Raw genomic sequence first — 25633 nt, forward strand, 5'->3', positions numbered from 1 at the left:
CCTTTCCGTCCTGGTAGGTCACTGTGAAGCGCAGGCTGTCGCCGGTTCCACCGAGTATTTTCCGGTCTCCCGCCTGATAACAACCTCAATGCAGGTCTGAGCTCCCTGCTTCGCCTCTACCGTAACTTTCGGTTTCTTCACTGCCTTGTACTCGCCCGATCCCTGGACTGTCGCCTTTCGCCACATAAACACATCGCCCTGCTGCGGATCCGGATTTTTCCACGTAAACGTCACCGAGTCGTCAGCCTGCTTGGCCGAGAGGTCCACCGGTGCTGGCACGGCCCCGAAACCTTCCACGGCATTGGCCGGTTTGCTGGCCATGGCGGTTGGTTCAGGATCTGCCACTGGGTCGCCGGTGCTGCTCAACACAACGGATGTGACAACTGCTGCCACGACGACGACGGCTGCACAGATCAGCAGCCACATGTTCCGCTTCGAATGGCTGACGGCTTCCTCGCCGGTACCGTCGGCCTGCGCCGACACGGGTTTCCGGGCGGCAGTGGCCTCCGATGCCGCGCTGGATTGCGCAACCGGCTTCCCGCTGTCCGGCGGTCGCTGTCCGCGCAGGATGGTTGACTCGTCACGCTCCGGGTCGAATCCAGTATCAGTCCCCCACCCGGTCAGAACACCTCGGCCTGCCGGTGCCTGCTCCGCCGGAGGGCGGGGACCCGAGTCCGCCGGAGGGGTCCCTGAGACGCCGGCAGCGTCAGGTGGATTGGGACCTGCGTTCCGGGATCCCGGGCGCGTTGGGGAGAAGGTGGTCGATTCCGGGTCAATGGAGACTACCTGGCGTACGCGGGTCGCCTCCCCCTCGTCGTCGTCTGCAGAGCCCAAATGATCGCTGTCGTCGAGGACTTCGAAGGGGGTGACCGACATGTTCAGGTCGGTCTGGATCCGCTGCAGGGTCAAGGCGAACGAGTGCGCCGAGGAGTAGCGCGCATCGGGAGACTTCGACATCGCCGTTGCCAGCGCCAACTCCAAGGTATCCGGAACGTCCACCCGCCCCAGTCTGGGCAATGGTGCGGAGCCGATGCGGGACATAATTTCCCGTCGCGAGTTGTTGCCCCCGGGCACAACAAATGGTGAGCGTCCGGCCAACAGGGTGTAGATGGTGGCCCCGAGGGCCCATATGTCTCCCTTGACGCCGTCGGCATTGCTGCCATGGAACGCTTCGGGCGGCGACCATGGGATTGACATCCCGGCGTCGTCTTCGGGCTCGCCGCCTTCGGTCGTTCCGGAGATTCCGAAGTCAGTCAGGGCCGGCCGGCTGTAGGCGGTGACCAGGATATTGGCGGGTTTAATATCGCGGTGGGCGATGCCGGCCCGGTGGGCGGTTTCGACGGCGGACGCAACCTGAATGCCTACAGCCAGAGCTTCGTCGACCCCCAGTTTGCCGCGCCGATAGCGCACGTCGAGGCTGGGCCTGGGACAGTATTCCATCGCCAGGTAGGAGTGCCCGTCATCGGTGATCTGTGCTTCGAAGATGGTCACGATGTATGGGTGTGACGAGAGCTGCGCCATGAGGTTTGCTTCGGTCTCGAAACGGCGGCGCGCTCCTGCGGTCTTCAGATCTGCCAGCAGCACCTTAATGGCGACCTTGCGCCGCGGATGGTCCTGCTCATACAGGTACACATCGGAGAATCCGCCGGAGCCGAGCAGGCTGAGATTCCTGAACCCCGGTATGTCCGGTGGTGGCGCCGGCGGACGTTTGGAGCTCACTTGAGACCCTCGAAACGCAGCCGGACATCGTCACCGAGTTCGGCAATGTCGCCATTGAGGAGCATGGCCTGTTCCCCCTGTGCCAGACGCCTCGGCGGTTGTCCTTCCCGAATCAGGAACGTCCCGTTGGTGGAGTTCAGATCGCGGAGCATGACGTGCCAGCCTTCGAGCTGCACTTCAACATGTGAGCGGGAAATATCGGATTCCTCGCTACGGACTTGGACCATTCGGGGCATGACATTACCCTGCACCCGGGACATGGACGGCTGCCGACCCACAATCACCGAGCGGTCCAGTTCAACCACGTCACCATTGGACATACGCATGCTGCCCAGGCTGGGCCGGCGGGTCTGCCGGGGGTCGGAATCGATAGGGCTGCCGCAAGAGCTGCAGCTGGCGTTAGTGGGAGGATTCGCGTGACCGGACGGGCATATCCGGGCCAGCACAATAGGCGCGGTGGACGGCCCCTGGGCCTCGGCGCCATCGGAGCCACCGGATCCGTCCGCGTTATCTGTCGACGCCGCGGGTGCCGGAGGAGTATCCAGCTCGCTACGCATCACCGTCTGGCCATCGTGGTCGATTTCATCATCGAAAACCTGTGCCTCGGAAGCGTGCTCCGGTTCGGCGGTTCCGGAGGCTGTCGGAGGGCTGACCGGCCCCCGCTTCATCCACGGAACGGACTCAATCAGTCCCGGCGCGGTGCCGGCCGGGCTGTCGATACCCGGTTGCTGGCTCTCCGCTGTCCCGGACGACCGTTGGGCGCTGCCGGCAGGCTCATCCGCAGTCGGAGCACCCGGTTCGCTGGGCTCGGGAGCCTCATCGGCCGGAACAGGTTCGTTGACGGCGGTTAGTTCGCCTGTCTCCGGCTCCGCGCCGTTATCGTGGCCTTCGTCGTCTTCTTCGAATGCATCCAGATCGGTCGGACTCATTGTTTGGTCGCTGCCGGCCCGCCACGACGGCTGATCGATGCCGTTATCCGGTACCACCGTCGGCTGCGGCTCGGCCGGCTGCGGCTGGGCCGGCTGGCCAGCTCCGGCATCCGACACCTCGGCCGGCTCAGCCTTTCCCACACGGCCGGTGCCATCGGCGCGCTGTCCGGAATCGGCGAGCGAAATAGCCAGCCCGGCGGCGCGCACCACCCCGGCCTCCAGCGGAAGTTGCGGTTCCCCGGGCGTAACCTCGTCAAAGCCAATATCCAGCGAATCCTGATCGGCCAGAACTTGCTCGTTCCAGGTGGTGACGTGGGATCCGGAGACCTCGGTTTCGCCGTGGACGTTGCGGCTCCGGATGGTGATTTGCCCTCTGACCATCACATGCAGCCGGCCCTGCAGCGAGGCGATGGCGAACGGAGGCATTCCAGTGACGTCGCCGTCGAACGCCGTGGTCACTGCGCGCCATGCAGTTTCCAGATTGTGAGCTCCGGCCAGTGCGTCCCAGATGCCGGAAATAGTGGTTTGTCCGGCATCCGGTGGCAGCACGACCAACGTTCCAGAGCGGACGATGACGGACCATTCGCCCGGCGCGTAGGTTATCCTCATTGCCCCTCCTCCGCAGCTGGCGCCTCGGACTCCCCTGCCGCGGCAACGACCGGTTTCGGAATGGTCGTTACTTCGACCTCTTCAGTGTCAGTTCCCGGGTCCGTAGCCAGCTTCTTCTCACGCTCGTTTGAGGCGTCGATGACGATGACGGAAATGTTGTCCCGGCCGCCGGTGCGCAACGCTGCCTGGATTAAGGCGTCGGTGGCATCCTGCGGGCTGTCGAACGCCGTGAGAATTTCAACGATCTGTCCCTCGTCGACTTCCCCGCTGAGGCCATCTGAACACAGCAGCATGCGATCACCTTCATCGATCGGCAGCATCCAGAAATCCGCTTCAGCCGCCGGGCCCGTCCCCAGAGCCTGTGTCACTACGTTGCGCAGTGGATGGATAAAGGCCTCGGCGGGGGTGATCTGGCCCGAATCCACCATTTCCTGTACTTGGGAGTGGTCCACACTGATTTGTTCCAGCGCACCTTCGCTCAAGCGGTAGGTGCGGGAATCCCCGACGTTGAACACCAGCCAATACGGGTTGCCCATTTCCTCGACCATCACGACTCCGCTGACCGTGGTGCCTGCCCGTGAATCCGTGATCCTGCGGATAGCCGAGTCGGCCTCGGACAACACCTCCTGCAAATCCGCAGCGGAGACCCTGGCCGGTTTCGATGACAGCAGCGGGTGGTTGCCCAGCGTGCTGACGCAGACACTGCTGGCCACTTCGCCTGCTTCATGGCCGCCCATACCATCGGCAATGGCGAACACCGGATCCGAGGCCACCAGCGAATCCTCATTCAGCTCACGGCGCAGTCCGCGGTCGGAGGCATAGCCGTAGTGGAGCCGAATGGCAGGGTTCGCGTGCGGCTGCTCTGGTTGCTGCTCTGGTTGCTGCTCTGGTTGCTGGGGCTGGTTCATGCGGTGCCCACCAGGAAGCTGCGGTCACCGAAGTGTACCGTCGACCCTGCATCAGCACGGACGGCTTGGCCGGGGGGCAGCGCTGTCCTGGTTCCGTCGGGAGTTGAAATGGCACTACCGTTCGTCGAGTTTCTATCGGTCACCCATATGGCTGCTGCTTCGACCCGCAGGTGAAGGTGGGTCTTGGAGACTGAACGTCCCAGATCCGGAACGTCAATTAATTGGTCAACGGCCTCGGAAGGACGTCCGGCAGGGTTCCGGCCGACGAGTGCCGCTGAACGCAGCTCGAGCTCGCGGCCGTCGTCGAGCACCACGCGCACCTGCGGCTTGGCGGCGCGGCGGGTAATGCGAGTGGCTTCGACGTCGTCATCAGGGTGGGCAGCGGACGCCGGGTCGGGAACAGGCTCCCGGTGGGCGGTAGGCGCTGATTCGGCGGCAGGCACCTGGCCGGCGACGCGCTCCGGGTCGGCGGCAGGCACCTGACCGGCGACAGGATCCGGGTCGGCGGCAGGCACCTGACCGGCGACAGGATCCGGGTGGGCGACAGGATCCCGGCGGGCAGCAACCGCTTCGCCGGATGTCCTGGCCCCGCCATCTCGAGCCGCATCAGAGTCGCTGGAGTTGCCGGCTTCCGTCGCGGAGCCAGGGACGGATGAAATGACCGGGCCGTCCATCGGGTCGGTGGTCCGTGGGGCGTCGGGGCCCGGCCCAGTGGTTTGTTCGTGGGGATCTTTTGGCGCCGTCTGCGGCGCGTTTTCGGTGGCCGAAGGGCGTTCCAGCCCAACGGAGCCACGTCCACCGTCCATCGCCGATACCGCGCTCTGCACTGATGATGGAAGCGGTGTGGGCGCGAAGGCTTCCGGCCCGGGAACGCCTCCGGTCACCATCGGGTTCCTGCCGGCCCGTATGTCGAATACATATGTCTTAGCGGCCATGTCGTGCCAGCCCTGCCTGCGTGCGTTCCGGTCCCACAGGTTCGAGATCAACACAATAACGGCCCCCACCAGCACCACCAGCGCGCCGAGCCAGATGATCAGTCCCCGCACGAATATGGCTCCCCATCCGGCCCGGAATCCTTCAAGGCTGGTGGTGCGGATACCCAGGATGGCGTTGCCAATGCTGTTGCCGCGGGTGGCTTCCCAGCCCCACAGCCACGCCCAATAGGCAAGGCACAGCAGGGCCGTGATGGAATTGAAGATCGCCAGCGACGTCAGTTCCGCCAGCATTTCGCCGGTCGTGGTGGCTGTGCCCGTGACTTGCGCGAGGCCCAGCAGCATGCCAATGCCGGATAGCACCAGCACAGGCACGGCGTCGAGCAGCTTGGCGCCGGCCCGCTTCCCCACAGAGGCGTTGACCAGGTTCAGAGTGGCTGGCACCGGATCCTCACTTCCTCGTTAATGGCCGGACGACAGGACGCATCCATGGACCAGCCTATAATGCCAGAAATCGCCGTGTCGGACCGCGACAGTGTCATCGTGGTCATCGTGATTTCCTTCCGCCGGAGCGTCTGCGTGCCATTGCGGTCCGGGCGTCGTGGAACAGCGAGCGCGGCGAATACTTGGCCCGCTGCCGCTTCCAGAAACCGACCGAACCATGCATGTCATCCAGCGAGGTGCGCACGTGGTCCCAATACCGGGACACCTGCTCCTCGGTCGGCTCCCCCGCACCGAAAATGGCCGCGTCAGCATGATGGGCCAGCGCCGACGTCGACGCCCGGCTGCCTTCGAAGCTCTCCCCCAAGTTGGCGGCGGTCTCCCGCCGCGTGGACTTGGGGTTGATGGTGGCTCCCAGGTCGGTGGCCAGCGAGAGGATTTCGCTCCATCCGCCGTGCACCCGCTGGGCGGGTAAGCCGAGCCAGGCACGCCGCTTCCGCCGTCGAAGTTTCAGCAGTGCGATCAGCAGCAGCGGCAGCAGCAGGATCAATACCGGAATAATGACGGCGACAATCGCGATGATCAGCGGCCCCCAGATGTCCCAGAAGGTCTTTTCCTCTTCCTGGGCGTCCAGCGGGTCGGGAGCGGAATCCGGCGGCAATTCGGCCGGCTCCTGCGGCGGCGGTGGCGGCTGCAGCACCTGCGGCTTCGGGGTGGACTTGGGCTGCGGTTCCGGCGGGATCGGCACGTTGTCCTCGTCCGGCGTCGGATTGAATGGCACCCATCCCACATGCTCAAAAGCGATCTCCACCCAGGCGTGCACGTCCTCGCCCTGGATGGCAATCGTCTTGGCGCCGGCCTCGTCTTCGGGCGGATAGAAACCCATCACCACGCGGGCCGGCATCCCGAGATGCCGGGCCATCAGGGCCATCGCGACGGCGTATTGTTCGTCGTCGCCGACCATCTGCTCCGCGTCCAGCAAGGCGGTGATCCGCGCTGCGCCGTGGCCGGACAGGCTCGGTGTCTCGTTCTCCTTGCCGTTGCTGAAGAATCCTTGCTCTTTCAGCGCCGCTTCGATGTTGCGGGCCTGTTCGATCGGGGTGGTGGCCTCTCCGACGAGTTCATTGGCTTTGACGCCGACAATCGGCGGCACGTTGGTGGGTTTGGGCAGCGACAGGTTGGCAAAGTCGTACTGCGCAAGCTGATCGTCGGTGTATTGGTCCGGGTAGGTCACGCTCAGCCCGTAGGTGCTGCCGGGCCGGATTCCCGAGGTGGTCAGCAGCGTGCCGGAACCGTTGTTGTAGAACAGCGACTGGCCGATTTCCCGCTGCCGGTCGCCGGTGAGGTTTATCCCGTTCATGGAGCCGCTGGAGGGCACCCATACGCCCCGGTAATCCTTGATAGTGACCTGCAGTTGGGCCGCGCCTTTGCCGTTCTGCAGTCCTCTGTCCGCGCCGCCCAGCGTCTTCGCATCGCCGACCGGAGCAAAGTTGCCTGCCCCGGCGGGATTGACGTTGTAAACAACCCCGTTATACGCATTCATCGCCGCCAGCCGGATCCGGGCGCCTTCAGGCAGCCCCTTCACGGTGAACAGCGTCTCCTCGGCCTGGTCCTGCACATAGTAACGGAAGCTCATCAGCGGGCTGGGATAGTCGTACAGTTCCAGCGGAGGGACGACGACGTCGCGCAGCACCTGCCGCTCTCCCCCGCTGCTGAAGACGGGGACGACGGCGATAGTCACCGTGCTGGCGACCGCCAGCACTGCTGCCCCGGCACCGAGGCGCCGCACCCGTCCCGACCGCGCCGCCGCCGCATCGGCGTCCGGCTGGTTCGCCGACACCGCAGTGGTGTCGTCGGTGCGTGCCTGGTCCCAGCGGTAGGACAGCCACACCACGCTGATCACGGTCAGCAGCACGCCGCGCAGCAGTGGCATGACGGCGTCGTCGGTGCCAAAAGCGATACCCAGCACAAAGAGGGTGACCACCGGGATCACCGCCCAGACAGGATGCCGGGTCCGCCACGCCAGGCTGGAGGCAATGACGGCGGTGACCAGCGAGCTGAGGAACGGCACAATCAGCATGCCGTTGTCCGTGCCCACCGGGGCGGCGATAGTAAGCAGCTGTTTCCAGGCAAAGACGATGCCCAGCAGCAGTGAGGTCAGCGAATCGAAGGTGGGAAACACTCCCAGCCACGCCTGGACCGGGGTGGCCAGGGCACTGCCGGTCAGCAGGTACACCACGAGAGTCAGCGCCAGCATGACCAGCAGCTGGAGCCGGTACCGTGCCCCGAACCATGCGGTGCCCAATCCGAGCAGAATTCCGCCGAACCCGGCCACCAGGTAGCGCAGGTCGCCGCCGAAGCTGGGGCCGAAGCCGGCGACGCAGATGCCCAGCAGGACCAGCAGCACCACCGCGTCGATGCTGTATTGCAACGGCGTGCGCTGCGGTGCCTTCCCGCCGCGGGGGCGACCGGCAGCCCCGCGGGAGTCGCTGCGGGAGTCACCGCGGGAATCGGTGCTGCGGGAGTCGCCGGATGCGGCACCGCGTCCTTCCGTGCCGACGCTCATGCCGCGGCCCTCTGCAACACGAGTCCCAGCTCGGACAGCTGGCCGATGGTGAGCACGGTCAGGTCGCCGATTGAGGCACGGGACACGGACGCGCCGGTGTGGCAGCGGATGGCGAAGCAGCGGATGCCGGCGGGAATGGCGGCCGCTGCCGAGCGCAGCTGCGTCGCCGACACTCCAGCGCCCACCACCAGGAAGGCAACCGATGCGTTGGGGACGGCGTCGGCGGTGATCCGGGCCAGGTCGACGGCGTTCTTCCGCAGCCGGGTTCCGGTCAGCCGGGTCATGTCGTCGAGCATGTTCTTGCCGGTCTCGGTGCGCAGCGGCCCGAACTGGGTGAGCACACTGAGATTGCGCTCCTCCCTGATGGCCTGCAGTCCAATGGAGGCGCCGACCGAAATGGCAAGTTCCAGGTCGTCGTCGGCGTCGTACTCATCGGTGTTGATGGACACGGCAATGGCCAGATGCGCCCTGCGGGTCTCTTCGAACTGGCGCACCATCAGCTGCCCGGTGCGGGCCGTGGTCTTCCAATGGATGTGGCGGCGATCGTCACCTGGCACGTAATCGCGCAGGGCGTGGAAGGACACGTCCGAGTTGGACAATTCCCGGGTGGGCAGCCCTTCCAGGTCGCGGATGAACCCGGACGCGGAGCCGACCAGCGCCGTGGTGGCCGGATGCACGAACAGGTCTTCGGGCTCGGTCCATTCCATTTGCCGGCGCAAGAGGTTCAGCGGGTCCTCGCGCACCGAGCGCACCGGCCCCACCACGATGACGGCGCGCCGGGCGGTGGGAATGGTGAACAGATCCTCGTGCACCTGTCCCGGCTTCATCCTCGGCAGATGGAACATCGCCGTCGCCGCCCCGACCGGCAGTTCCAGCGCGGCCGGCAGCATCGGACGCTTGGCGATATTGGTGACTTCGACGCTGCCCACCGCCCGGTCGCCGACGGCCACGCGGGTGCGGGCGAGGTCGAGCTCAACGCCGTAGATAGACCTGCCGACGATGAACGGGATGGCCAGCACCAACATCAAGGTCCCCACCAGCGCGGCGACGACGGCTTCCACCCAGTCAAAGGCCAGGCCCAGAGTCCAAAAGAGTACGACGGCGGCCAGCAGCAGCCAGCCGATGGGACTGACGAACGTGCTGGCAGGGCCCAGCCACCTACCGGACCAGCGGCGGACTGTGGACGTCGCCGGTTCGGCAACCATCCGCGTGACGGAGACAGCCTCCGACCACAGGGACGCCGGATGGAGGCGGCGCTTGTCTGCGGTGTTGCTCGGCATGATGTCCCTGTATCTGGTTCGGCGGGTGGGTGTTAGACGGAGGACCGCTGCTGGGGTGCGGCTACATCGCTGAGCACCCGCTTGAGGACGGCTTCGGCGCTGGCCCCGGCGAACTCCGCCTCCGGGTCGAGTACGAACCGGTGCAGCCACACGGCCGGTGCCAGCTCCTTGACGTCATCGGGCAGCACATAGTTGCGCCCCTGCGACGCGGCCCATACCTTGGCGGTCCGGACCATTGCCAGCGCACCGCGCACGCTGACACCCAGCCTGGTCTCGGCGGCGTTCCGTGTTTCCTCAGTCAACCGGGATATGTACTCCAGTACCGCGGTGTCGATATGGGTGGTGGTGGCCAGGTCCGCCATGTCCGTCACCGCGCTGGTGGTGATGATCGGGCTGAGCGTCTTGGACCGGTCCCGGGTGGCCGCCCCGCCGAGGAGTTCAACCGTCGAAGCGTGGTCCGGGTAGCCGATTGACGTCTTGATCAGGAACCGGTCCAGCTGGGCTTCGGGCAGCCGGTAGGTGCCGGCCTGCTCGATGGGGTTCTGGGTGGCAAGCACCATGAACGGCCGGCCGGCCTCATAGGTCTGGCCATCGACGGTGACCCGGGACTCCTCCATCACCTCCAGCAGCGCCGACTGGGTCTTCGGCGAGGCCCGGTTGATCTCGTCGGCCAGCACGACATTGGCGAAGATCGGCCCCTTGTGGAACTCGAATTCCTGGGTTTTCTGGTCGTAGATCGTCACGCCTGTGACATCGGAGGGCAGCAGGTCCGGGGTGAACTGGATGCGGGAGTCCGTTCCCTGCAGCGTGGCCGCCAGCGATCTGGCCAGCATGGTCTTGCCGGTGCCGGGGGCGTCCTCGAAGAGCACGTGACCCTCGGCGAGCATCGCGGTCAGCGTCAGGCTCACCACATCGGTCTTGCCCAGGACGGCGTGGCCGACGTTGCGGACCAGCTTGTCAAAGGTTTCCGCAAACCATTCGGCCTGCTCCGTGGTCATCGCCATCTGCGTTCCTTACTTTCTGTCAGTGTCAGTCGGGCGTGCTGTGCACAATGCTGCCGGCCGACCATTAGCACGGATCCATCCCCTTCGGCGGGCTGGTCCCGAACTCGGTATGGATGCCCTTGATGATATGGCCGTCGTTCCTGGACCGGTTGCCCGACGACTGCAGGTACCAGGGGATCCCGCTGGACATGTAGTAGCACTTGGAGGTGATACTGCTGGCAGGCATGTCACGGGAGTTGCCCGAGGGGTAGGCCCAGTGGTCGCCATAGCAGTTGTTCGGATCAGCGTTCCCGTCGAAGTTGTCCCACTCGCCGTACTTCTCCATACAGGTTCGCACGTTCGTATTCACCACGCCGGTGGTCCACGGCCCCGGCGGATCCGGCGGCGGAGGCGGCGGCTCGGCTCCCGTCGTGCCGGAGGCCGAGACGACATTGCAGTTGTCCCGCGAGTTGCAGCTGCGCACCTTGAGGGTGTGCTTCTGGTCGTACCCGTTGCCCACGGTGCGGGAACCGCTGAACCCGGCGTTGTGCCAGCCGCCGCCATCAATCTTGATTTGGACTCTTGCCACGTCGTGCGTGTTCCGGTTTGGGCCGGACCAGCGCACCCTGATACTCGTTTCGCCCTCGGAACCATTCGTCGCCGAGGCGCTCGGGGTGCCGGGCGATCCGTAGGGCGACGCGCTGGCCGCCGCACTCGCCGAACCGGTGTAGCTGGCCCCATTACTGGAGGAGATCGCGGTAATCCTCACGCTGTGCCGGGTGCCGTTGCTGAACCCGCCAACGGTCTCACCGCTGGTGATGCCCATGGTACGTCCATCGCTGAACGTGGCCCGGTAGCGGATCTCACTGGCCTTGGCGCCATTTCGCTGCGCGGCGGTCAACTGGTTGAACTTCACCGTGATGGCGCGCCCGGACCCGCCGGTATTCGCCGGAGTGGCCGATACGCCCTTCACCGTTCCCGGTTTCCCGAAGGCACGGCGCGGCGCCGACGGCGCGCTTTGCGCACTGGTGCCGGCCTTATTCGTGGCCGAGACGGTGAACGTGTAGTTCGCCTCGGCATTCGGCACGGTGATGGCCTGGCTGGTGCCTTGCACTTCCATAGTGCGCTGCACTGAACCGCCGCGGAGGACCTTGAGGGTGTAATGCTCCACCGGATCGCCGTTAGTGGCCGGTGCATTCCAATTCACTTGCAGTTGCGTCCGGTCGCCCACCGGCTTGAGGCGCTGGGTCGACGGCGCCTGCGGCACGGACGGTTTGCCGGCCGGGATCTCCGAGGCCGAGTAGGCGCTCCATTTCGACGGATCCGGCGCGTCGTTCACCGCCTGCACCTGGACCTTATAGGGCACGCCGTTCTGCAGGCCGCCCCACGTGAGGCTGTTGCCGGTGACGCCGGTCTTGGTGGCGCCGCCGCCCGGCGGTGCCGGAGAGATGCGCAGGTTGAAGCTGTGCACCGGCGATCCCGGCGTCGGCGGTGTCTTCCAGGAGACCTTCAGCTCACCGTCGCCGAATTTCAGCTGCGGTGGCTGCGGTTGTTCGGGCTTGGCATCCGGACGTGCCTCGGCCGACTGCGGCGACGGATCGGAGGTGCCCACCTCGTTGGTCGCAGTCACTGTGAACCGGTAGATGGTGTCGTTGGTCAGCCCGCTGATGGTGCAGGTGGTCGACGCGCAGTCCTGGCTGACGCCATGGGTGCCCTTCACCGTGTAGTTGGTGATGGGAGATCCGTTGTTGCTCGGCGGACGCCAGGACAACACCACTGTCTGGTCCCGGACCTCTTCGACGCTGGGGGTGCCGGGAACATCGGGTGCACCCTTGACCGTCAGCTTGACCTTCGCCTGGGCGAACCGGCCGGGGTCTTCCGTCTTGTCCGCGATGGTGTAGCGCACCACCATCGTTCCCACGAAGTCCGATGAGGGGGTCACCGCCACCGAATCACCGGAGATCGAGGCGGTGCCTTCTCCGGTTTCCACCGTCGCTTCGACAATCTTCAGCGGGGTATCTTCGTACGGGTTCACGTCGTTGGCCAGCACGTTGACGGTCTCTGTTTCGCCTTGCACTGCGTCGGATACGACGTCGTTGTTCGCCACCGGCACCGGACGGTTGGAAGCTGTGGTCGTCACTGTCACCGATGCCGTGACGGGGTCGCTGCGCCCGTCGGTCACGCTGAGGTTGATGTCGCCGACGTAGCCGGCGTCGGTGCCGTCCTTGGCGCGCACGTGCAGCACGCTGCCATCAAGCGACGCTTCATACCCCGCCGGGATCCCGCCTTCAATGGCGAATTCGAGGTCGTCCCGATCGCGTTTGTCGGGGTCCTTGGCCAGTTGCGCAAGATCCAGGCTCTGCCCGTCCTCGGCCTCGGCCACCTCCATGGTGGAGCTGCTGAACGTCGGCGGGGTGTTGGTCTCCGGATCCGGGATGACTTCGGTCAGCACCGTCAGGGTGGCCTTGTTTCCGTCCGGGTCGTCCGGGCCGGACCCGTCGGTGACTTCGAAGGTCACCGACCCCGGGCCGCCATAGTCCTCGCCGGCGGTATAACGCAGCGTCTGCTCGTCGACCACCATGTCTTCGTTGCTGTTGCCAATACCGCTGACCGATTCGGCCACGGTGATCCGCGGGCTGCGCCCCTCGCGGACCTGAACCAGTTCTTCCAGGTTCAGCTCGATGGTCTCGCCGGCATCGACCTTGATCGGTTTGTGGTCCTTCAGGGTCGGCAGCTGGTCCCCCACGCCGGGAACCCAGATCACCGCTGTCGCCTTGCCGCCGTCGATGTCGGTGACCGTGTAAGGGATGATCTGCGGGCCGGGCTTGAGCTCGATCAGTGCCTCGTTGTTCTTCACGCTGGCTGTGGGGTTGTTGTCCGGGAAACTGATCTTCAGGTCCTCGGTGACCCCGTCCGGGTCCTGGTCATTCTCCAGCACGGGCACGGACACCGCGGTCTTGCCCAGCGTCTCGGCAGTCGTCACCCGGTCGTCCCGGGCAATCGGCCGGTGCAGCGGGGCGTTCTTGTCCACATCGAGACGGACGACGGCGGAGGCCTTGGCGCCGCGTTCGTCGGCGATGCCGTAGCGCACCGTGGCGATCCCCTCCTGGCCGGGAGCGGTGGCCAGCACAGTGTCCTTCTTGACCTTCGCCTTCATGACTTTGTCGGCGGACAGGTCGTCTTTGACCAGCGCGATGGCGTCGCCGTCGGGGTCCGAGTCATTGCGCAGCACGTCCATGGAGACCCGTTTGCCCGGCCGGATCTTGACGCTGTCGTCGATGGCCACGGGCTTTTGGTTGGTTTCAGGTTTGGGTGCGATGCCCACCAGCACGGTCCCGGTGCTGACGGCGCCCATCCGGTCACGGACCTTATAGGTGAACGAGTCAGTTCCGCTGCCGTTGCCGGCGGCCACGTAGTCAATGTAGTTGCTGCCCACCAGGGCCGTCCCCTGTTTCGGGGCGGACTCAATCCCCACCAGCTGCACCGAGTCGCCGTCGGCGTCGATGCCGTTCAGCGGTACCGGGATCCGGATGGACGATCCGGCCAGCACCCGGCCGGTCAGGTTTTCCGGGTCCGGCCGCGAGTTCCGTTCGGGGTCCTTGGCCCGGATGTTGATGGTGACCTGGGCGGAATCTTTCTGTCCGGCACTGTCCACCACGTTGTAAATCGCGTGAACAGTCTTCGCCTTCGGCCCGGCGATGAACCTGAGCTTGTCCTGGGCGACGAACAGGCGTCCGTGCTTGGGATCGATCCCCTGCACCAGCTTGGGATCGAGGCTCAGCTCGTCCCCGTTGGGATGAGTGTCGTTGTCCAGCACATCGATCGTGACGACGTCGCCGGCGCGCACCGTTGCCTCGTCGGCGGTGGCCTGAGGCGGCTCCAGGGTGGCCGGTGGCGGCACCGGAATCACGCTCACCTCACCGGTGGACGAGGACGTGCCATTGGAGACCGTGTATTCAATGGAGACGTTGCCCTTGAGGCCGTGGCTATCGGTGATGCGCAGGATGTTGTGGTTCAGGATTGCGACGTTGAGCCCGGAGTCCTTGGGGACATCGACGGACTGGACCACCAGCACCCCGCCATTGGGATCGGTGTCATTGCCCAGCACATCCACCAGCACATCGCCTTCCGACGGCAACAGGCCAACGTCGCGGACCGCGACCGGGGCGCCTTCGGAATTGTCGGCCTTGACGTCGACACGGATCAGCCCGGTGGAGCTGGCCGGATCGTTGGTGACCAGGTACTTCAGGTAATAGGTGCCAGGCGTCGAGGACTCCACGGTCAGGGTGCCGGCGTCGTAGTTCGCGTTGAACTCGACGTTGTTTTCCGGGTCCACCCTCGCCAGCCGCAACGAGCCGCCATTGGGGTCGAGGTCATTCTTCAGCGGCGCGATCATCACTTCCTGGCCCACCGAGGTGGAAACGTGGTCAGGGTTGGCCACCGGAGGCAGCGCACCGGGCGGGCGCACATCCATTGTCACGGTGCCCTCGGTGGTTGACCGGCCGTCGGAGACGGTGATCTTCACTTCCTTCTCGCCAAAGGTCGTGCCGATGTCCTGGAAGGTGATCCGCCCGTCCGGGCGGAAACGGACCTGGTCGCCCTTTGTGGTCGCCTGGGCGTCCACCAGGAACAGGTCGTCGCCGTCCGGGTCGATCCAGTCGGAGAGCACGTTCTGGCTGATGGTTTTGCCTTGCTCCAGCAGGATCCTGGTCTCCCGCTTCCGTTCCGGCGGCTTGTTGCTGTCCGGCCCCCGGACCACCAGTTGGACCGTGGCCTGGTCCGTTCCGCCCCGGCCGTCATCGGCCTCGTAGGTGAAACTGTAGGTGCCCTTCTTGGCGTCTTCGGGAACCACCACCTGCATTCCGGTGCCGTCGTAGATCTTCTGCAGCTTGCCGACGTCGGGAGCGTCACCGACCAGGCTCGCGGTCAGCAGGTCCCCGTCCGGGTCCGAGTCATTGTCCAGGATGGGCAGCAACGTGGTGCGTCCCGGCCGGACGCCGTAGGCATCATCCTTGGCTTCGGGCGGACGATTCTTCTTGGTCCGGTCCGGAAGCGTGTCGATCGGGTTGTCGTCGGCGGAATCCTCTTCCTCTTCGTCCGACTTATCCGGCGGCGGGATGATGTCGTCCCAGTTGTTGACCAGCTTCATGTTCTCGTTGACCAGCCAGATATTGCCCGAGATGAGGTCATTGAGCACCACCACATCGCGGTTGACCCGGAAGGACAGCTCCGCGTCCCCGGCGATTTTGGGGATGGTGGTTTTCTGGTCGTTCCCGTTCGAGGCGCAGTCCCTCAGGTACAGGCCGGCTCCGGACCACGCCGAATGCACACAGCCGCCCATCTGCACCGGCCGTGCGGGGTCCCCTTGGGCGTCCAGGGGCACCGTCGTCGCGTCGGAGCCGTCGAGGGGCTGCTTGATCAAGCCCCGGCCGGTGGCCAGTGCCACGAAGTCGCTTTCCGGCCCGCTCTGCTGCAGACGCGCGTCCTGGCCGGCGTCCAGCTTCACGGTGCCGCCGGGCAAATACAGCGTGGAGGTGGCGCCGTCGAACACCACCGGTTCGCCGCCAACGGCTGCTAGCTGGATGTCTTGAGCACCGGCCAGCCCGTCGACGCCGGTGGTTTCCTCCCGCACCACCTGGCCCTCGGCATCGACTTCGATTTCGGTGATTTCTCCGGCACCGGTGTCGGCAACGAAGACTACGTCCTCGTCGCTGACGGCGGCGGCGCTGCCCGGTGATGCTTTCAGCGTCGGATCCGTCGCCTCGGCGCTGAACGAGCTCAAAGACTCATTGGTGGTCACCCACACTTCGCCGGTCTTGGGCTTGGTGATTGCTATGGTGTCCTGGCCCAGCGAGACGTCCGCGTTGGCCGGCAACTGCTGTTCATTGCCCAGCGCCACCTTGGCCACATCCACCGGATTGAGGGTGGAGTGGGCGTTGTTCTCCATATAGACAGTGGAGGCGTGCTGCTTCACGTCGAATTTGGCACTGTTGGCGAGGAATCCGCCGTCGAGCACCTTGGACTGATAATTGAGGTGGCCCACCAGGTTCTGTGATTTGTTGGTGACCCAGACGCCGCCGTCGTTCAGGTCGACGTCAGCGGTCTTGAACCCCGGATAGACGATCGCGCCCGTGACAACGAGCGCGGTAAGTGCCGAAAAGGTGGTCGCGGAAATGACGCCCTGGCGCCTTCGCCGAAGGCTCTGGAGACCCGCTAAAAACTTCATCCGCCTTGTCTTAGTCCTTGTCGCCCTTCGCGCCCCCAAAACGAGCGCACAAGTCCCCGCCAGCGTCTCCCCCAGGGCCCCGCGGGACGATAATCGTCATACAGACTATGACATGGCGGGACCGCTAGTCCATAATCAGTCCTTCGCCGGCGCCTCTGGCCAGCGTAACGGGGTGGATCTCGCCGAACCCGCGGACGGTGCGGGCTTTCTGCGGCACCAGCACAAACCTGTCGTCGGAACTCAACGCGGACGCCGTTGACGCGTCGGTCAGCACAGTTCCAGGCTGGGCGAGCGCGGTCAGCCTGGCGGCGAGGTTCACGGTGGGCCCGTAAATATCGCCGAGGCGGGACAGGATCCGGCCCCACACCATCGACACCCTGGCGTCGGGAAGCAGGTCATCTTCGGCGAAGGCGCGGGCCAGCGCCAGGGAGATCTCCGCTCCGGCTTCGGGGGTTTCGGCGTTGTAGAGCACTTCGTCGCCGATGGTCTTGACCAGCCGCCCGCCGCCGATGGAGATGATTTCGGCGCACTTGTTTTCGAAGCGCTGGACCAGCTGTGCCAGGGTCTTTTCGTTCATCCGCCGCGACAAGCTGGTATAGGAGACCAGATCGGCGAATCCCACCGCGCGTGCGAGTGGCAGCGGCGCGTCGTCCTCGTCGCCCTCGCGGCCCTCTTCGCTGGCCTCCAGGCCGGCTTCGGCCCGCAACGCCAGGCGCTGCACCCCGGCGTTCATTTGGCGCCGCCATGAATACACCAGCATCTCTTCGAGCGGTTGGAGCAGACTGGGCAATTCGAGCACCAGCAGGCGACGCGCCTCGGCGTCGCTGATCCCGCGGGCGACGACCATGTCTTCGATCAGTGCTTCGACCTGCCACACCACCATGCGGTCGGTCATCTGGCCGATCGACCGGGTGACGGAGATGGCGGCTTCCTCCGTCAGCTTGCTCTCGCGCACCAGTTGGATCACCGTGTTCAGGGCGTTCAGGTCGTTGTCGGTGAATGCCAGGTCCTCATCACCGAGGTTGGGGAAACCCATGGCGCGCCACAGCTTCCGCGCCGACAGCAGCGACACCCCCGCCCCGGCGGCGACTTCGCGGCGCCGGAGCGTACGTTCGGAACCGAGCAGCTCGACTTCCAGGGCTTTGATGGCCTCGCGGTCGGGCTCCGGCGGTGTGGCCCCGGTGTCGGCGCTGTTGCCGGAGCCGCTATTGGAGCCGTTGCCGGAGCCGTTATCCGATGAGGCGTCCGCGCCGGATCCGGCTGCCGGCCCGGTGGCGGCCCCGCCGCCGTCGTTATTCAGGCCGGCCCCGCCGTCGTCGTTCCGGCCGGTTGCGGCGTCGTCATTCCGGCCGGTTGCGGCATCGGGGTCCTCTGCCGGCTCAGTCCCGCTCATCTGCACGTCCCGTCTGTTGTCCGTCCACTATTCTCGGTCACTGCGGTAACGTCCCGTTCCAGCTGTCGCGTGCCTGATCCAGTTCATAGCCGTAATTGACCCCGTCGAACATAGCCGTCTGCGGCAGGTCTTCGATGGTCTCCAGCGTAATGTCCCTGAAACGGTGAACCTCCGGTACGCCAACGTACACAGCCGCTCGTCCGTTCCCCAGGTCCACCACGACGTCGCCGCACCGCCGGAGGCGTTGGAACAGCGACTGGCGAATTTCGACCTGGTGCACGGCCACCAGCGGGGTCTGCATCTCGCGGCGGCGCAACAGCCCGCGCCGCTTGATCAGGCGGCGGCTGGTCAGCACATACCGGGTGCCCAGCCACCGCAGCAGCGGCCGCAGGCAGTACAGCAGCACCAGCAGCACTGAGACGGCGGCGATGGTCCAGACAAAGGCCGGAAACCATTGCTGCACAGCGGAGGGGAAGGTGAACCGGTTCCGCGTCAACCAGCCGGCGCCGAATGCGCAGGCGGCCGGGATGAGCACAAACAGCACCGCCGGCCACACCAGGGATCCGGCCTGCGGACGCGCCGCCACAATGACGCGCTCCCCGGGAGCCAGCCGGTAGCCCACTGCTTCTCCTTTATGTATCGGTGGTTGCTGTCAATCAACGCCGGCGCAGGTGCACTACGTCCCCGGCCGCGACGGTGGTCAGCGAACCGTCGGCGGTCCGGATCGTCAATGCCCCCGATTCGTCCAGGCCCTGCGCGTCGCCGGTGAGGTCGTTTCCGCCGGGCAACTCCACCCGAACCTGCTGGCCGATGGTGAGCAGCTGGCGTGCGACAAGGGAGCGCAGCGAAAAGCTGCGTTCCAGCACCGCGTCCGGGTCGCCGTCGACCGCGCAGAATTGTCCATACACTTGGGCCAGGTTCCGCAAATAGGCCTTCAGCAGGATGTTGCGGTTGGTGGTGGAGGCACGCTCGAGAGCCAACGAGGTGGCCGTGGGGTACGGCAGCTCGTCGGGCTGGAGGCTCACGTTCAGGCCGGTGCCGACGACGACGGCGGGCGCCGCGTCGGCCGCGACGGGCACCAGTTGCGCCAGCACCCCTGCCACCTTGCGGCCGCCGATCATCACGTCGTTCGGCCATTTGATGCCGGCATCGACGCCGGCCCGCTCGGTCAGCGTTCCGGCCAGCGCACTGGCAGCCAGCAAGGACAACCACGCGAGCGACGACGGCGACAGCGGCCGGCCGCGGCTGTCCGCCGGGCGGAACAAGACGCTGACCAGCAGCGCCGACTTCGCCGGCGCCGTCCAGCTGCGGTCCAACCGTCCCTTTCCGGCCGTTTGCCGTTCAGCGGTGAGCACGCTCAAATCCGGCCACGCTTCAGGATCCGCTGCCGCCGCGCCGGCCAGGTCGGCATTGGTCGATCCGGTTTCGTCAACCCCGTCAAGCCGGGCGAACGGCCCATGACCACCCGCCAGCGCGGCCCGCAGCTGGACAGCATCCAGGCCGGGACGGTCGAGGTCGGCAAATCGGTCGTTCATACATCGATCTTACGCACCGGCAGCCGTGCGGACTTCCATCGGCCCTTTCCACGGGCGGATTCCACGGGCGCTTTCCCGGTGCCCTTTCCACCAGCGCCCTGCTCCGGCGGCGGCCGGCGACGACGCCACATTTCAGGCGGCACGCGGGAGGACCGGCTCGGGGGATTCTCATCTGCGGCCATTATTATGGCTGCACACGCACTTTTACAGGCACGCTGCGCATATCGGTTCCTGCCGCATTCTGCCCGAGGAGGGTCATCATCGATTCAAGGGGGACAGGCGCACCTCGACGTGCTTTGATCGTCAGCACCGGCAGGGACCGCGGCGCGCTGGCCGCGGCGAGATCCCTGCGGCGGTCCGGCTGGATGGTCGGTGTCGGGACGCCCGACGGCGGCGGAATGCTCGGAGCCTCGCGGGCCGTTGACGCCCGGCATATCGTGCCCCGGCCGCGCGGATCCGGCGCCGGTTTCATCGCCGGAGTCAATCAGGCAGCCGCCGCCGGTCGCTATGACGTGGTGTTCGGTGGCGGCGACGATTGGATGGCCGCCCTGTCCACTTACCAAAGCAGCATCTCGACTTCGATAGCCCACCCGGAGTCCGAGGCCGTCCACGCAGCCCTGGACAAAATGGACCTGACCAAGCGGGCACGGAAGGCAGGGCTGTCAGCGCCGCACACCGAATCGGCGACCGACCAGGCCATGGCGGCGTGGAGAGGCCCGGTGGTGGTCAAGTGCCGGGCGCACTGGTCGGACGGGCAGACCCGGCCACTGCGGATCGAGGCGCGGCTGTTTGCCGATATCGCCTCCGCCCGGTCGCAGATTGACCTCATCCGTGATGCCGGCGCCCAACCCGTGATGCAGGAGCCTGTGCGCGGCGGCTTGTCGGCCCTCATCGGGATCTTCCACGATGGCCGCCTGAACGGGCGGGTGCAACAAGTGTCTCCCCGGTTGTGGCCGACCCCCAACGGGGCATCGGCCCGGGCCACGACGGTGCCGGTCGACGACGAACTCGCCTCCCGCGCAGAGACATTGCTGACGGATCTGGGATGGTGGGGCCTGGTTGAACTGCAGTTCCTCACCGGCGACGACGGCAGGGCCCAGCTGATCGATCTGAATGGCCGGTTCTTCGGTTCCATGGCGTTGTCCAATACAGCACGACCGGGGCTGGCCGACGCGTGGGGCCGGCTGGCCCTGGGCGACCCCCTTCCCCACCTGCAGGACGCCCCGGCAGGGTTCAAGTATGCGTGGTTGGCCGGGGACATCCGGCGCGCCGGGCGCGAGCGCCGCGGCGGCCTCATCAACGATGCGGCAGAGACGCTGCGCTGGTCGCGCACTGCCCACCACAGCGTGTGGGATCCACGGGATCCTGGACCCATCTGGAATTTGGCTTCCTCGCGGCTGCGCCGGAAGGCACCCGCCGCCGACGAGTCTTCGGCCCCGCCGGTGTGACGCGTCTATCGTCCCTTGCGCCGCACGGCGCGCAGCGTTTCCGCCAGCAAATGCCGTTCGGGGGCACGCAGCGCGATCAGCCCCAGCGCGTACACCCCGCACACGGCCGCTGCAATTGCCACCCCGGTGACGACGGCGGACTGGGTCCCCATTAGCTCCCGCACCGCAAGCCCCGCGGCGCCTGCCGCCAGTCCAACACCCCCGGCGCGGCCCAGCAGCGCGGTGACGAACGCCGTGTCGATGCCGCCGTACCGGTAGTGCAGCATCCACCCGTTCACCGCCGCTGCCATCAGCATCGACACGCTGGTGGCCAGCGCGATCCCGCCGACGCCGAGCACCGGGGCGAGCAGGACATCGCCGACGACGTTGATCACCATGGCGCCCACGGCAACCACCACAGGCGCCTTCGAATCTCCCACCGCGTAGGAGGTGCTGACCACCACCTGCCGGCACCCCAGGGCCAGCAGGGCGGGAGTAAACCACGCGACGGCCGCGGCCGTGGCGGCGGCATCGCTGCTGTCGAAGGCCCCGCGGGCGAAGACGACCTTGACCAACGGCAGCGCCGCGATGGCAATCACCAGGCAGACCGGCACCAGCACCGTTACTGTCACCGACAACCCGCGTGCCACCAGCCGCCTGACTTCGCTGCGGTTCTTGACCGCCGCGCTCAGCGCCGGGTACAGCGGCACCAGCAACGCCGCGACGATCAGGGTCTGGGGCAGATTAACCAGCCGCCAGCCGTACGCCAAGGCGCTGACGGCGCCTTCATCGAGGGTGGACGCCACGGCCCGGTCCACCAGCGTGTTGACGTTGACGACGGCGTTGCCCACCAGCATGGGCGGCACCAGCCGGGCGATTTCGCGGAACCCGGGATCCCTCAGGTTCCAGCGCGGCCGGATCCTGATACGCAGCGACACCAGCGGCGGGATCTGCAGCAGCAGCCGGGCCAGCGAACCGGCCACGAATCCCACCGCCAGTGCGGTGATGCCATAGCGCGGTCCGAACAGGCCCGCAGCGGCGATCATAATGATGTTGAAGGGCACGCCCTGCAGCGACGCGAAGGCAAACCGCCCGTGGGCCTGGGACAGTGCGGCCAGCAGGTCCGTGGCGGCCACCACCACGGTTGTGACAAGGATGATGCGGGTCAGCAGCTGCAGCAGATCGGCGGCTTCGCCCTCGAATCCGGGAGCGATCAGGCTGGCCACCGGCGCGGCCAGGATGCCCATCACCACGCTTCCGGCCCCAAGCACCACCACCGTGACGGTCAGCGCCACGTTGAAGCCGAGGTGGCCGCGGCACGTGCCGTCCTCGCCGGAGGCCTCGCGTGAAACCACCGGCGTCACCGAGCGCATCATCGAGTAGCCAACCAGCCCAAGCAGGATGTTCATCAGGCCTTGGGCCACCCAGTAGGCGTCCAACGCGGCACCGGCACCATAGACCGCGGCTATGACGATATCGCGAACGAAGCCCAGCAGGGTGGAGACCAGCGTCAGTCCGGTGACCAGGACTGCGGCCCTCGGCACACTCCACGATGCGCCTCTAGCCACGGATACTCACGCGCGCAATGCTTCCCCGCGATCGCGGCGCCCGGAGCCACCGAAGCATCTCAGGATGCTTGCGCCTGTCTTGCCCCACGGGCGTCTCCTTGGTCCGCTCGAAGTCACTTCAGTGATTCAGCGTACCTGCCCGTTACAGGAAGATGTCCGGCACCAGTTCGGCTTGGGCCGTGCCGTCGTTGTAGATCGAGAAGTCGGTCACACCTTCTTCGGCCAGCACCTGCTCATCGGTGTAGAAATTGCCGGTCGTGGACCGGGCCGGCCGGGTCAGCACCGCATGGGCTGCGTCGGCCATGATCTGCGGCCCCCTGGCCCCGGCGGCGATCTGCTGCCCGCCTGGCATATTCCGGATCGCGGCGGTGTTGATCAGCGTGCACGGCCACAAGGAATTGACGCCGATCCCCTCGCCCGCCAGTTCCTCCGCCAGACCCAGCGTGGTCAGGCTCATGCCGTATTTGGCCATGGTGTAGGGCAGATGCGCGCCGGCCCATTTCGGGTCCAGGTTCAATGGGGGCGAGAGCGTCAGGATGTGCGGATTTGCCGCCTTGGACAGTGCGTCAATGCTGAATTTCGACAGCGCCAGGGTGCCGCGGATGTTGATGTCGGCCATCAGATCGTAGCGCTTCATGTCGATGTCCCGAGTGGAGGACAGGTCAATGGCCGAGGCGTTATTGATCACCACGTCGATACCACCGAATTGCCCGACGGCGGCGTCGACGGCTGATTGCACATCCTCCTCGTTGCGCACATCGCCGACCACCGGGTGGGCCTGCCCGCCCGCGTCGACGAGTTCGGCCGCCGCCGTATAGACAGTTCCCTCCAGCCGAGGATGCGGCTGGGCGGTCTTGGCCATCAGCACAATATTCGCGCCGTCGGCGGCGGCGCGGCGCGCGATCGCCAGGCCGATGCCCCGGCTGCCTCCCGATATCAGGATGGTTTTGCCGTTCAAGGTGCGGGCAGGGACGTCGTGCTTTGCTTCATCCGGTGTCATGGCTCCAGAGTAAACGAAATCCACCCTCAAATGTTACTCGCTGGTAACCTGTAAACCTGTATTCCCGTAATTTGTAGGATTTCCACACCATGACCCCCTGATTCGCTCACTACACTGGCAGAGAACCCGTGTTTTTTGTACGAAACCTACTTAATGCCCGCTGCGCCCATCCTGCGTGGAGATCGGAGATTTCATGAGTACCGAAGCCGAGCCCGGTCTGCATCCCGAACTGCACACCACCGCGGGAAAGATCGCCGACTTCCGCAAACGGCAGGCGGAATCCTTGTCTCCGACAGGCGCCGGCCCGATCGAACGGCAGCACGCCCGCGGCAAGGGCACCGCCCGCGAGCGCATCGACATGCTGGTCGACGAGGGTTCCTTCGTCGAATTCGATGCCCTGGCCGCGCACCAGTCCACCGCCTTCGGCATGGATGCCAAGCGGCCGCTGGGCGACGGCGTCGTCAGCGGTTACGGCACGGTCGACGGCCGGCCAATCGCCATCTACAGCCAGGACTTCACCGTCTACGGCGGTTCCTTGAGCAAGGCCAACGGCGAGAAAATCGTCAAGGTGCAGGAATTCGCCATGCGCAACGGCTGCCCGCTGGTGGGCATCAATGACGGCGGCGGTGCCCGGATCCAGGAAGGCGTCGCCTCGCTGGCGATGTTCGCCGATATCTTCCGGAACAATGTCCACTCCTCCGGAGTGGTGCCGCAGATTTCGCTGATCATGGGCCCCTGTGCCGGAGGCGCGGCCTACTCCCCGGCGTTGACCGACTTCGTGGTGATGGTGGATAAGACGTCCCATATGTTCATCACCGGCCCGGACGTGATCAAGACCGTCACCGGCGAGGACGTGGACATGGAAACGCTCGGAGGCGCCCGGTCCCACAACGCGACCACCGGCACATCGACGTACCTGGCCACCGACGAGTCCGACGCCGTGGACTTTGTCCGTGAACTGCTGGATTTTCTGCCCTCGAACAATCTGGCCGAGGCACCACTGGTCGAATTCGACGAGGAACTGGAAGTCACCGACGAGGACCTGTCCCTGGATGAGCTGATACCGGACTCGGCGAACCAGCCCTACGACATGCGCACCGTCATCGAGTCGATCGTCGACGACGGCCATTTCCTGCAGATGCAGGAGCTCTACGCGCCAAGCGTGATCACTGGGTACGGCCGCGTCGAGGGCCACACAGTCGGCATCGTCGCCAACCAGCCGCTGCAGTTCGCCGGCACGCTGGACATCGCCGCCAGCGAGAAGGCCGCCCGGTTCGTGAGGCACTGCGACGCCTTCAACATTCCGATCCTGACCTTCGTGGACGTTCCGGGTTTCCTGCCCGGCACCGACCAGGAGTTCAACGGCATCATCCGTCGCGGCGCCAAGCTGCTCTACGCCTACGCCGAGGCAACCGTCCCGCTGCTGACCGTCATCACCCGCAAGGCCTACGGCGGCGCCTACATTGTGATGGGGTCCAAGAAACTTGGCGCCGACATCAACATCGCCTGGCCCACGGCGCAGATCGGCGTAATGGGCGCGCAGGGGGCGGTCAACATCCTCTACCGGAACCAGCTCAAGGCCGCGGCCGACGAGGGAAAAGACGTCGAACAGGTGCGCGCCGGGCTGATTGAGCAATACGAGGAGGAACTGCTCAACCCGTACCAGGCCGCGGAACTGGGGTATATCGACTCCGTCATCGCTCCGGCGGACACCAGGATCCAGATCGTCCGCGGCCTGCGTGCATTGCGGGAGAAACGCGCCGCACTGCCGGCCAAAAAGCACGGGAACATCCCGCTGTGAGCGCGGACAGCAACCGCGCCGGGCAGCCCGGCCGGCAGGCCCGCGACGATGTCCCGTCACCGGACGAGGCCCCGCTGCTGCAGGTGGTGCGCGGCAATCCCAGCACCGAAGAACTGTCCGCCCTCACCGCCGTCGTTCTCGGCCTGGCCGCTCCCGCCGAGCCATCGCGGCCGCGGCCCCAACGCGTGCGGTCGTGGATGCGCCGGCGCCAGCTGCGCCTGCAGCCCGCGCCCGGGCCGGGAGCGTGGCGCCGCAGCGGCCGCTGATGTGCACAGCCGCTGTGCACTGCAGCCGCTGCCACCGCTGCCGGCACTTC

At 66.0% G+C, this 25633-nt stretch carries 16 protein-coding genes; 3 read left to right on the plus strand and 13 right to left on the minus strand.

The features are described from left to right. Positions 1-18 precede the first annotated feature (18 nt). From H535_RS0115275 to H535_RS0115330, 11 genes are all read right to left on the minus strand, one after another. Positions 19-1719 (minus strand): serine/threonine-protein kinase, encoded by a 1701-nt coding sequence (locus H535_RS0115275; protein ID WP_026820236.1) that lies wholly within the window; start codon positions 1717-1719, stop codon positions 19-21. Beyond that, entirely contained in the window at positions 1716-3257 is a 1542-nt protein-coding gene (locus H535_RS0115280; RefSeq protein WP_026820237.1) for an FHA domain-containing protein, read from the minus strand. Before H535_RS0115280 ends, H535_RS0115275 begins: the two co-directional genes overlap by 4 nt. Next, a complete protein-coding gene (locus H535_RS25855) occupies positions 3254-4165 on the minus strand; it encodes a PP2C family protein-serine/threonine phosphatase (RefSeq protein ID WP_081416725.1) in 912 nt (303 codons plus the stop codon). The genes H535_RS0115280 and H535_RS25855 overlap by 4 nt, the downstream gene beginning before the upstream one ends. Next, positions 4162-5541 (minus strand): RDD family protein, encoded by a 1380-nt coding sequence (locus tag H535_RS0115290; protein WP_026820238.1) that lies wholly within the window; start codon positions 5539-5541, stop codon positions 4162-4164. The genes H535_RS25855 and H535_RS0115290 overlap by 4 nt, the downstream gene beginning before the upstream one ends. A 103-nt stretch (positions 5542-5644) precedes the next feature. Next, positions 5645-8104: a transglutaminase-like domain-containing protein gene (locus H535_RS25860; protein ID WP_081416726.1), complete on the minus strand. Its 2460-nt coding sequence runs from the start codon at positions 8102-8104 to the stop codon at positions 5645-5647. Next, positions 8101-9384, minus strand: coding sequence for a DUF58 domain-containing protein (locus H535_RS0115305; RefSeq protein WP_081416727.1), 1284 nt, complete (start codon positions 9382-9384; stop codon positions 8101-8103). Before H535_RS0115305 ends, H535_RS25860 begins: the two co-directional genes overlap by 4 nt. A 32-nt stretch (positions 9385-9416) precedes the next feature. Next, a complete protein-coding gene (locus H535_RS0115310; protein ID WP_026820240.1) occupies positions 9417-10388 on the minus strand; it encodes an AAA family ATPase in 972 nt (323 codons plus the stop codon). Positions 10389-10452: 64 nt separating this feature from the next. Beyond that, positions 10453-16593, minus strand: a complete 6141-nt coding sequence (locus H535_RS0115315) for an Ig-like domain-containing protein (protein ID WP_026820241.1) — start codon at positions 16591-16593, stop codon at positions 10453-10455. Positions 16594-16717: 124 nt separating this feature from the next. Next, the gene (locus tag H535_RS25865; protein WP_245580340.1) at positions 16718-17986 is read right to left on the minus strand and encodes an adenylate/guanylate cyclase domain-containing protein; all 1269 of its coding nucleotides are present in this window, start codon (positions 17984-17986) and stop codon (positions 16718-16720) included. 37 nt (positions 17987-18023) lie between these two features. Then, the gene (locus H535_RS25870) at positions 18024-18608 is read right to left on the minus strand and encodes a PH domain-containing protein (RefSeq protein ID WP_051299398.1); all 585 of its coding nucleotides are present in this window, start codon (positions 18606-18608) and stop codon (positions 18024-18026) included. A gap of 34 nt (positions 18609-18642) precedes the next feature. Then, on the minus strand, positions 18643-19521 hold the full coding sequence (locus tag H535_RS0115330) for a biotin--[acetyl-CoA-carboxylase] ligase (RefSeq protein ID WP_026820242.1): 879 nt from the start codon (positions 19519-19521) through the stop codon (positions 18643-18645). A gap of 296 nt (positions 19522-19817) precedes the next feature. Between H535_RS0115330 and H535_RS25875 the strand changes: the two genes are divergently transcribed. After that, a complete protein-coding gene (locus H535_RS25875) occupies positions 19818-20969 on the plus strand; it encodes a hypothetical protein (protein ID WP_245580341.1) in 1152 nt (383 codons plus the stop codon). A 5-nt stretch (positions 20970-20974) separates the two neighbouring features. On the opposite strand, the gene murJ is transcribed toward H535_RS25875, so the two are convergent. Further along, positions 20975-22492 carry a murein biosynthesis integral membrane protein MurJ gene (gene murJ, locus H535_RS0115340; protein WP_026820243.1) on the minus strand — a complete coding sequence of 506 codons (1518 nt, stop codon included), beginning with the start codon at positions 22490-22492 and terminating at the stop codon, positions 20975-20977. A gap of 166 nt (positions 22493-22658) precedes the next feature. After that, positions 22659-23516, minus strand: coding sequence for an SDR family oxidoreductase (locus H535_RS0115345; protein ID WP_026820244.1), 858 nt, complete (start codon positions 23514-23516; stop codon positions 22659-22661). 193 nt (positions 23517-23709) lie between these two features. Between H535_RS0115345 and H535_RS0115350 the strand changes: the two genes are divergently transcribed. Both H535_RS0115350 and H535_RS0115355 read left to right on the plus strand, forming a co-directional pair. After that, positions 23710-25317, plus strand: coding sequence for an acyl-CoA carboxylase subunit beta (locus tag H535_RS0115350; protein ID WP_026820245.1), 1608 nt, complete (start codon positions 23710-23712; stop codon positions 25315-25317). Further along, positions 25314-25583, plus strand: a complete 270-nt coding sequence (locus H535_RS0115355; RefSeq protein ID WP_026820246.1) for an acyl-CoA carboxylase subunit epsilon — start codon at positions 25314-25316, stop codon at positions 25581-25583. The genes H535_RS0115350 and H535_RS0115355 overlap by 4 nt, the downstream gene beginning before the upstream one ends. Positions 25584-25633 lie beyond the last annotated feature (50 nt).

This window comes from Arthrobacter castelli DSM 16402 (assembly GCF_000430705.1).
GTDB classification, from domain to species: domain Bacteria; phylum Actinomycetota; class Actinomycetes; order Actinomycetales; family Micrococcaceae; genus Arthrobacter_C; species Arthrobacter_C castelli.

Excerpts from the sequence above, each read along its gene's own strand:
- H535_RS0115280 (WP_026820237.1), bottom strand. The coding sequence starts at position 3,257 with ATGAGGATAACCTACGCGCCGGGCGAATGGTCCGTCATCGTCCGCTCT.
- H535_RS25855 (WP_081416725.1), bottom strand. The coding sequence starts at position 4,165 with ATGAACCAGCCCCAGCAACCAGAGCAGCAACCAGAGCAGCAACCAGAG.
- H535_RS25860 (WP_081416726.1), bottom strand. The coding sequence starts at position 8,104 with ATGAGCGTCGGCACGGAAGGACGCGGTGCCGCATCCGGCGACTCCCGC.
- H535_RS0115305 (WP_081416727.1), bottom strand. The coding sequence starts at position 9,384 with ATGCCGAGCAACACCGCAGACAAGCGCCGCCTCCATCCGGCGTCCCTG.
- H535_RS0115310 (WP_026820240.1), bottom strand. The coding sequence starts at position 10,388 with ATGGCGATGACCACGGAGCAGGCCGAATGGTTTGCGGAAACCTTTGAC.
- H535_RS0115315 (WP_026820241.1), bottom strand. The coding sequence starts at position 16,593 with ATGAAGTTTTTAGCGGGTCTCCAGAGCCTTCGGCGAAGGCGCCAGGGC.
- H535_RS25865 (WP_245580340.1), bottom strand. The coding sequence starts at position 17,986 with ATGAGCGGGACTGAGCCGGCAGAGGACCCCGATGCCGCAACCGGCCGG.
- H535_RS0115330 (WP_026820242.1), bottom strand. The coding sequence starts at position 19,521 with ATGAACGACCGATTTGCCGACCTCGACCGTCCCGGCCTGGATGCTGTC.
- H535_RS0115345 (WP_026820244.1), bottom strand. The coding sequence starts at position 23,516 with ATGACACCGGATGAAGCAAAGCACGACGTCCCTGCCCGCACCTTGAAC.
- H535_RS0115350 (WP_026820245.1), top strand. The coding sequence starts at position 23,710 with ATGAGTACCGAAGCCGAGCCCGGTCTGCATCCCGAACTGCACACCACC.